Source organism: Bradyrhizobium sp. (assembly GCF_049691595.1).
GTDB lineage: Bacteria > Pseudomonadota > Alphaproteobacteria > Rhizobiales > Xanthobacteraceae > Bradyrhizobium.
Genome location: NZ_JBAVNZ010000632.1, coordinates 1 through 7,300 on the forward strand (window position 1 = coordinate 1; position 7,300 = coordinate 7,300).

Annotated in this window: 7 protein-coding genes and 1 pseudogene; all 8 read right to left on the reverse strand. The window is 61.6% G+C overall.

Annotation, left to right across the window (positions count from 1 at the left end):
• Positions 1-128: ATP-binding cassette domain-containing protein (locus tag WCE35_RS25340; protein WP_424596051.1), on the reverse strand; the 128-nt coding region annotated here is incomplete at its 3' end.
• Positions 129-132: 4 nt separating this feature from the next.
• The gene (locus WCE35_RS25345; RefSeq protein WP_424596045.1) at positions 133-903 is read right to left on the reverse strand and encodes an ABC transporter ATP-binding protein; all 771 of its coding nucleotides are present in this window, start codon (positions 901-903) and stop codon (positions 133-135) included.
• The gene (locus WCE35_RS25350; RefSeq protein WP_424596046.1) at positions 900-1,886 is read right to left on the reverse strand and encodes a branched-chain amino acid ABC transporter permease; all 987 of its coding nucleotides are present in this window, start codon (positions 1,884-1,886) and stop codon (positions 900-902) included. The genes WCE35_RS25345 and WCE35_RS25350 overlap by 4 nt, the downstream gene beginning before the upstream one ends.
• Positions 1,887-1,893: 7 nt before the next feature.
• Entirely contained in the window at positions 1,894-2,778 is an 885-nt protein-coding gene (locus tag WCE35_RS25355) for a branched-chain amino acid ABC transporter permease (RefSeq protein WP_424596047.1), read from the reverse strand.
• A 52-nt stretch (positions 2,779-2,830) separates the two neighbouring features.
• A complete protein-coding gene (locus WCE35_RS25360) occupies positions 2,831-4,084 on the reverse strand; it encodes an ABC transporter substrate-binding protein (protein ID WP_424596048.1) in 1,254 nt (417 codons plus the stop codon).
• Positions 4,085-4,152: 68 nt separating this feature from the next.
• The gene (locus WCE35_RS25365; protein ID WP_424596049.1) at positions 4,153-6,546 is read right to left on the reverse strand and encodes a xanthine dehydrogenase family protein molybdopterin-binding subunit; all 2,394 of its coding nucleotides are present in this window, start codon (positions 6,544-6,546) and stop codon (positions 4,153-4,155) included.
• Complete coding sequence (locus WCE35_RS25370; RefSeq protein ID WP_424596050.1) at positions 6,543-7,028, reverse strand: (2Fe-2S)-binding protein; 486 nt, start codon at positions 7,026-7,028, stop codon at positions 6,543-6,545. Before WCE35_RS25370 ends, WCE35_RS25365 begins: the two co-directional genes overlap by 4 nt.
• Positions 7,025-7,300 (reverse strand): annotated as a pseudogene (locus WCE35_RS25375) (FAD binding domain-containing protein); the annotation flags it as partial. The gene WCE35_RS25370 and the pseudogene WCE35_RS25375, both read right to left, overlap by 4 nt.

A 7,300-nucleotide genomic window follows, 5' to 3' on the forward strand; every position in this document is an offset into this window, starting at 1 on the left:
GTCGTGGTCTTGCCGGCGCCATTGCGACCGATCAGGCAGACGATCTCGCCCTTGGCCACCCCCATGCTGATATCCTGCAGCACATGGCTCGCACCGTACCAGGCGTTGAGATTGTCGATCTGCAACATCTCCTCAATGCTCCCGCTTGCCAAGATATACGCGCTTGACAGCCTCATTCTGGCGCACTTCCTGCGGCGTCCCTTCGGCAAGCAGCTCGCCATGATGCAGCACCAGGATGCGGTCGCTGATCCCGAGCACCAGCTTCATCTTGTGTTCAACCAGGATGACGGTCCGTTCGCTGGCGAGCTTGACGATCAGATCCATCATGGTCCGGGTTTCCTCCGGGCTCATCCCGGCGGTCGGCTCATCAAGCAGCAGAAGACGCGGCTGGCTCGCCAGCGCCATGCCGATCTCGAGCGCGCGCTGCTCGCCATGGGCCAGCGTCTTCGCTGCGCGTTCGCGCGAATCCCACAGCCCGACCATGACCAGCAAATCATCGGCGCGTTCGCTCAATTGGCGCAAGCGCGCGCGTGGACGCCACATGTCGTAACGCGACACCAGCGCCTGCAATCCGATACGGATGTTCTCGCGCGTTGTCAGTTGCGGAAACACGCTGGTGATCTGGAACGATTTCGCGACACCCATATGGGCAAAGTGATGCTGCGGCAGGCCGGTCACATCCCTGCCTTCGAATTCAACGGTGCCGCTACTAGGCCGCAACGCGCCGCATAGCAGGTTGAAATAGGTGCTCTTTCCCGCGCCGTTCGGACCGATGATCGAGGTGATAGCGCCCGTGGAAAATTCGGCGGAGATATTGTGGAGCGCGACGAACTTGCCGAACACCTTGCCGACGCCGCTGGTGCGCAGGATCACATATTTCGAGGGCGGAGCGGCTTCCGTCATCGCTTGCCGCGCGCGATCAGCGTGCCCCAGATTCCGGCCGGGAAGAACAACACGCAAACGATGAAGATGACGCCGACGATCAGTTGCCAATGCACCGTCCGGAGTGAGACCAGGTTCTCCAGTACCAGGAACACCGCAGCACCGACCATTGGGCCAAAGAAAGTTCCCATGCCACCCAGCAGCGCGATCATCACAACCAGGCCGGAGGTCTCGTAATGCATGATTTCGATCGGCACAATCGACAGATGCAAGGCTTGCAGCGCCCCGGCCAGACCGCAAAATCCACCTGACAAAACGAACGTGAGCAAACGGGTGAGCGTGACGTCGTAGCCGGAGGCACGGGCGCGAGATTCATTCTCGCGCACCGCCTCGATGACGGCGCCAAAGGGCGAGGCCAGGATGCGCGACAGAACAAAGAACGCCGCGATTACAAAGCCGGCGATCACGTAATAGCGGGTCAGCGGATTGATGAAATCGAGCTGCAGGCCGAACAGGTCGATGGTGCGAACGTTAACGCCGCGCAAGCCGTTCTCGCCACCGGTCCAGTTGACCGCCTGATAGAACAGATAGTAGACGCATTGCGACAGCGCCATCGTTACCATCGCGAAGTAGATGCCGCGGGTGCGGATCGCCAGTGCGCCGATCAGCAGTGCCATCAACAAGCCGCCCAGAATGCCAAGCGCGATCGCCGCGTACCAGGGCAGCGCGAAATGCACGATCGCAATCCCGCAGATATAGGCACCGGCACCGAACAGGGCCGCGTGCCCGAACGACAGCAGGCCGAGATAGCCGAACACCAGATTGAAGCCGAGCGCATAGAGGCCGTAGATCAGGATGTTGACCGCCAACGCCGTGAACGGCAGCAGCAGCGGAAAGATCAGAACGACCAGGCTCGCGATGCTGGCGCGATGGGCGGTCGCAAACCCGAACCAGCCCACGGGTGCGGCCTGTGCGTGCTTGGATAGCTCCGCTGCCCCGGTCATGGCGTGCTCAACTCAACAATCCGGCACGGCCAAAGAAACCTTGCGGGCGCACGATCAGCACCACCGCCATCAACGCAAAGATCGACACCTTGGCCATTTCCGGCGCAAACAGCGATGTCATGCTGACAACCACGCCGACCAGCAGCCCTGCCAGCACGGCGCCGCCAATCGATCCCATGCCGCCAACGACAGTCACGACAAACGCTTCGGCCAGGATGGTGCCGCCCATCTCGGGAATGACGCCCTGCAACGGGGCTGCCAACAGCCCTGCGAAGCCGGCGATCGCGGTGCCAATTCCGAATACGATCAGCCAGACCCTGGAGACATCCACGCCCAGCACGCGAACGATCTGCGGATCGCGCGCGCCGGCGCGGATGATCAGGCCAAAACTGGTTCTCTCCAGAAATACCCATAGCGCCAGCAATACGGCCGCGGTCGCGCCGATCACGAACAGCCGATAGAGCGGAAAATACCCGACGCCGATATTGACGGCGCCCTGCAGGATTTCCGGCGTGTCGAAAGGATAGCCGGTCTTGCCGAAGGCGATACGAACGCATTCGACCATCACATAGCTCAGGCCGAAGGTCAGCAGCAGCGGATAGTCGATGCCGCGACCGTAAAGCGGGCGTATCAGCACGCGCTCGACGGCAAGGCCGAACAGCCCTACCACCAGTGGCACGGCGATCAGACAGATCCAGAAATTGCCGCCGAGCGAGAGCATGTAAAGTCCGGCATAGGCGCCAACCATGTAGAATGCACCATGGGCAAAGTTGACCACGGTGAGCATGCCGAAGATCAGCGACAAACCGATCGCGAACAGCACATAGATCGCGCCGAGCGCCAGCCCGGCAAATAATTGCAATGCGATCAGATCAACGCTCAGGCCGGCCATGCGCCTCCCCAAAAACGGTACGTGCCGTTGGCGGCACGCACCTTTCATCACATCAGGACTTATGACCGAGCGCCTCGCAGGTGCGCAGGTTTGCCTCGTTCGGCTCGTCGGTGCTGATGACGTCGAACACGTCCGACTCGTTCTTCATGTCCTTTGATTTGGATTGGATGACCAGCACCGACTGCACCGATTGATGGTCGCATTTCCGATAATATTGCGGCCCCTTGTAGTAATCGTATTTCAGCGCTTCCATCGCCGCGATGACCTTGTCGGTCTCGACGCTGCCGGCCTTTTTGACCGCTTCGAGCACGGTACGGACGCCACCATAGCCGAGCGCGCCATAATCGGTCGGCAGCCTGCCGTCATACATCTTGCGGAAGGCATCGTTGAAGGCCTTGGTGGAGGCGAATTTATCCTCGATGCCCCAGTAGAAGGAGCAGCCGCCAACCACGCCCTCGAAGGCCTGCGGGCCCGCTGCGACGCGGCTGGCGTGGGAGAGCAGCGGCGCGATGATCTGTATCGTCTTCTTGACGCCGAAATCGGTCGCCTGTTTCAGCACGATCTGCTGGTCGCGCCCGAAATTGCTGATGCAGAGAATGTCCGGCTTCAGCGCCTGAATGCGCGGCAGCAGCGTCGAGAAGTCCGAGGTGCCGAGCGGGTGGCGGATATCACCGAGGTTTTCGACATTGAACGCCTTGCCGACCTCGAGGAAGCCGCGGACCATCTCGTGGCCATAGGCGTAGTCGGCGGTCAGAAACGCGACCTTCTTGCCGAATTTCGAGAAAGCGTAACGCCCGACCGCGCCTGACGTCAGATGCGGGTTCATCGCCTCGTGGAAGGTATATTTGCTGAAATCGGCAACCTCGTTGATGGCGTCGGACTGGCTGATCGAATTGAAGATGATGCCGCGCTCCTTGGTGACGTTGTTGATCGCGAGCTGCACCGCGGCCGACAGGCTGCCGACGACAAAGTTGACCTTTTCCTTTTCGACCAGTTCCAGCGTCCGCGTCGCCGCCTCGCCGGGATTGAGCTTGTCGTCGCGCACCACCAGTTCCGCCTTGCGGCCACCAAGCCCGCCGGCATCGTTGAACTGGGCGACCGCGAGCTGACCGGCACGCACCTGATCCTGCGCCTCGGTGCCATAGGGCCCGGTCAGCGGGACGGGAAAACCGATTTTGATTGGCACTTCCTGCGCCTGCAGCAGATTGATGCGAAACGGCGCGACGGCGAACGCCGCGCCTGCGCTCACGGTGGTGAGCAGGCGGCGGCGGGAAATCGATCCGACTTTGGCGGCCTTCCTTGTCATGGCGTCCTCCTCCCCTGAACTATCTTGTTTGGTCTCATCCTATTCGGTCTTGCCGGTGACGTCGTCGCTCAGATTCGCCCCAGCGCCGTCAGGATAACCTGCGGCGTCAGCGGAATCTCGGTAATTATCCTTCCGAACGGCCGGAGCGCGTCGTTGACCGCGTTGGCCACCGCTGCAGCCGCACCGGCGGTGCCGGCTTCGCCAGCCCCCTTGGCGCCCAACTCCGATTCCAGCGTCGGCGACACCACGTGGCCCACATCGATATCGGGCATTTCGCCGGACATCGGAACCAGATAGTCGGCCATATTGGCGTTGGTGAGCTGGCCGCGCTCGTCATAGATGCATTTCTCGAACAGCGCGGCGCCGAGACCCTGCACCACCCCGCCCCTGATCTGCTCGTCGACCAGCTGCGGGTTGATGATGGTACCGCAATCCTCGACCACCCAATGTTTCAGCAATTTGATGAAGCCGGTGTCGGTATCGACTTCCAGCCACGAGGCCTGAACGCCATTGGTGAAGGCGAAGGGATATTCGCGCGGGACAAAATGCCTGGTCGCCATCAGCTCGGCTTGTATGCCCGGCGGCAGCGTATCCGGACGGAAATAGACGATACGCGCGAGCTCGTTCAGTTCGATGCGCGGCGCGCCGTCGCTGGCACTGACGACGCGATTGTCGACGATGTCGAGTTCAGCAGGGGTGGATTGCAGGATGGCGGCTGCGACATCGAGGATGTTTCCGCGCAGAATTTTGGCCGCCTGAAGCGCGGCCTCGCCGCCGATACCGGCGCCACGCGAGGCCCAGGTGCCGCCACCATAGGGCGTGTTGTCGGTATCGCCAAGGATCACGCGGACCCGGTCCATCGAGACACCAAGCACGCTGCCGACGATTTGCGCTGTGAGGGATTCGGACCCTTGCCCCTGTTCGGTGATGCTGGTCTGGCAGATCACCGAACCCTGGGCATCGAGCCGAACGGCGACACCGTCCTGTGACGATATCCTGGCTCCGCCGACGCCGTAGAATGCCGCGCTGGGATTGGTGACCTCGATGAAACTCGCAAGGCCGATGCCGCGATGAATGTGCCTGTCTCGCAAGACCGCCTGTTCGACACGCAGCCCATCATAGTTCATCATCCGCAGCAGCTTGGCCAGCGAGGCATGATGCGACAGCTGCTCGAATCGCAACCCCGAAGGTGATGCGCAGGGATAGGCATCATCGGCGATCAGATTGCGACGCCGGACTTCGACCGGATCCATGCCGATCTTCATTGCCGCCAGATCAACCAGGCCTTCGGTCACCGAGCAGGCAATCGGATGACCGACAGCGCGGTACTGGCACATCACGTTCTTGTTCTGGAACACCACCCGGGCCCGGGCGCGGTAATTCCTGGTGACATAAGGCCCGCCGACGAGATTGACGACCTGGTTGGCCTCAATTGCGCTGGTGCGCGGATACATCGAATAAGGTCCGATGCCGGTTAGATCGTCGATCTCGAAAGCCGTGATGGTGCCGTCGCGCCTGACACCGATCTTTGCCTTGCAGCGATGATCACGCGCGTGAATGTCGGTGTTGAAGCTCTCGAGCCGGTCGGCGACGAATTTGATCGGCCTGCGCAACAGCTTTGACAAGGCGTAAGTCGCCATCTCGTCGGCGTAAATATGCACCTTGATACCAAAGGAGCCGCCGACGTCCTTGCAGACCACGCGGACTTGCGATTCCTTCAGGCCCAAATGCAGCGCGGCGATATTCTGCACCATATGAGGTGCCTGCGTGCCCTGATAGATCGTGAGCCTTGCTTCGGCCGCATTCCAGTCCGCCACCACCGCGCGCGGCTCCAGCGTAACGCCGGTATGTCGTCCGAAGATGAAATCGGCCTCGATCACCTCATCCGAATCGGCAAAGGCTCGATCGACATCGCCCGCCTCATGATTGCGCTCGAAGGCGAGATTATCGCCGAGCGCCGCGTGGATGACCGGCGTTGCCGGATCGAGCGCGGTCCGCATCTCCGTCACTGCGTCGAGTTCCTTATAATCGACGGCAACACGCTCCGCTGCATCCTCGGCCGCGGCGCGGCTGGTCGCCACCACGGCGGCGACGGCTTCGCCCTGCCAGCACACGCGGTCGATCGCAATCGCGCTCTGCGGAGCGGATTTCAGGCCTTTCAAATGCGAGAGCACGCCGATCCATGGCGTGATGACCGCGGCAAGCTCCTGGCCGGTAACGACGGCGATCACCCCCGGCATGCGCCTCGCCGCGGCGGCTTCGATACCGGAGATTTTCGCATGCGCGTGCGGCGAACGAAGGAATACCACGTGAGTCATACGCGGCAGTTCCATGTCGCTGACGTAAAGCCCCCGGCCCTGCAGCAGCCGGTCAAGATTCGGGCGCGGCACCGTCTTGCCGATATAGGAGTTCGGTCGGTCAAGCATTGAGAGTGTCTTGGGGTTTCCCGGCGATGAGGTCATGGCGCGCGTCCCATGCGCGCCCGCGCGGTGGTCTCGACGGCATCGACGATGGCCTGATAGCCGGTGCAGCGGCAGTAATTGCCGGAGAGATGCTCGCGGATCTGCTCGCGATCCGGCTCTGATGTTTGCTGCAAAAGATCCTGCGCCGCCATCAACATCCCAGGCGTGCAGAAGCCGCATTGCAGCGCGTTACGGTCGCGAAACGCGCGCTGCAAATCGGCAATCTCGCCGCTGTCGGATAACCCTTCGATGGTCTCGACCGAAGCATGATGCGCCTGCGCCGCCAGCATCAGGCAGGAACGCATGATGTCGCCATTGACGCGCACCGTGCAGGCGCCGCAAACCCCGTGTTCACAGCCAACATGGGTGCCAGTCAATTTGAGATGCTCGCGGAGGAAATCCGCGAGATTCAACCGCGGCAAAACAAAGGTATCGATGCGCTCGCCATTGACGTCGAGCGATAGGGGCATTGGAGCCGTCACGCAACCCCTCCCGGGCCGAGATCGGGACGACCAAGCAGCGAAGACACACAGCGCGTCAGAAGCACGTTGGCCAGATGCCGGCGCATGGCGGCGGAGGCCTGCTGGTCCTCATGCGGATTAAGTTCCACGCTAAGTGCCGCGGAAGCTTCTGCCATTACCTTGGGCGTGACGACGACATTGACAAGCTTGCCCGCAGCTTTGGCCAGCAGTGGCCGGTCGCCGATCGCGAAGTAGCCGAGACGGAGATCAGCGAGCCTGTCACCGCTTAACTC

Excerpts from the sequence above, each read along its gene's own strand:
- WCE35_RS25365 (WP_424596049.1), bottom strand. The coding sequence starts at position 6,546 with ATGACCTCATCGCCGGGAAACCCCAAGACACTCTCAATGCTTGACCGA.
- WCE35_RS25345 (WP_424596045.1), bottom strand. The coding sequence starts at position 903 with ATGACGGAAGCCGCTCCGCCCTCGAAATATGTGATCCTGCGCACCAGC.
- WCE35_RS25360 (WP_424596048.1), bottom strand. The coding sequence starts at position 4,084 with ATGACAAGGAAGGCCGCCAAAGTCGGATCGATTTCCCGCCGCCGCCTG.
- WCE35_RS25350 (WP_424596046.1), bottom strand. The coding sequence starts at position 1,886 with ATGACCGGGGCAGCGGAGCTATCCAAGCACGCACAGGCCGCACCCGTG.
- WCE35_RS25355 (WP_424596047.1), bottom strand. The coding sequence starts at position 2,778 with ATGGCCGGCCTGAGCGTTGATCTGATCGCATTGCAATTATTTGCCGGG.